The organism is Pseudomonas sp. A39 (assembly GCF_058145955.1).
The window spans coordinates 1-964 of the sequence record NZ_JBYVMD010000118.1 but is presented as its reverse complement, the minus strand read 5'-3'; the positions used below and the strand labels follow the sequence as shown (position 1 = coordinate 964).

The window sequence follows — 964 nt, the reverse complement described above, 5'->3', positions numbered from 1 at the left end:
AACGTGGCGAAGCAAAGTTCTCAGAAATTCATCGCGCGCAACCGCGCGCCTCGAGTGCAGATCGAGTACGACGTCGAGCTCTACGGCGCCGAGAAAAAGGTCCAGCTGCCCTTCGTGATGGGTGTGATGGCCGACCTCGCCGGCAAGCCTGCCGAGCCGTTGGCGCCGGTGGCCGACCGCAAGTTCCTTGAAGTCGACGTCGATAACTTCGACTCGCGCCTCAAGGCCATGCAGCCGCGCGTGGCGTTCCACGTACCGAACGAACTGACCGGCGAAGGCAACCTGAGCCTGGACATCACCTTCGAAAGCATGGACGACTTCAGCCCGGCCGCCGTGGCCCGCAAGGTCGATTCGCTGAACCAACTGCTCGAAGCCCGCACCCAGCTGGCCAACCTGCTGACCTACATGGACGGCAAGACGGGCGCTGAAGAAATTATCATGAAGGCGATCAAGGACCCGGCACTGCTCCAGGCACTTGCCAGCGCGCCCAAGCCTGCAGGGGACCAGTAATCATGACTGACAATACCGCCCGCGAAGGCACCCAGATCCTGGGTACCCAGACCGAAGAAGCCAGCGAGTTCGCGAACCTGCTGCTGCAAGAATTCAAGCCCAAGACCGAGCGTGCCCGCGAAGCCGTGGAAACCGCCGTGCGCACCTTGGCCGAACAGGCCCTGGCGCAAACCGACCTGGTGTCCAATGACGCGATCAAGTCGATCGAATCGATCATTGCCGCCATCGACGCCAAGCTGACCGCCCAGGTCAACCAGATCATTCACCACCCGGATTTCCAGCAGCTGGAAAGCGCCTGGCGTGGCCTGCACTACTTGGTCAACAACACCGAAAGCGATGAGCAGCTGAAGATCCGCGTGCTCAACATCTCCAAGCCGGACCTGCACAAGACCCTGAAGAAATTCAAGGGCACCGCGTGGGACCAGAGCCCGATCTTCAAGAAGATGTACGAAGA

General features: G+C 60.7%; 2 protein-coding genes. Both read left to right on the top strand.

Going from position 1 to position 964, the window contains the following annotated elements:
• Positions 1 to 3 precede the first annotated feature (3 nt).
• Positions 4 to 510 carry a type VI secretion system contractile sheath small subunit gene (gene tssB / locus AC3ZU9_RS31455; protein WP_010207547.1) on the top strand — a complete coding sequence of 169 codons (507 nt, stop codon included), beginning with the start codon at positions 4 to 6 and terminating at the stop codon, positions 508 to 510.
• A gap of 2 nt (positions 511 to 512) precedes the next feature.
• Positions 513 to 964, top strand: a 452-nt coding sequence (locus AC3ZU9_RS31450; protein ID WP_490091794.1) for a type VI secretion system contractile sheath domain-containing protein, incomplete at its 3' end; no start/stop codon positions are given.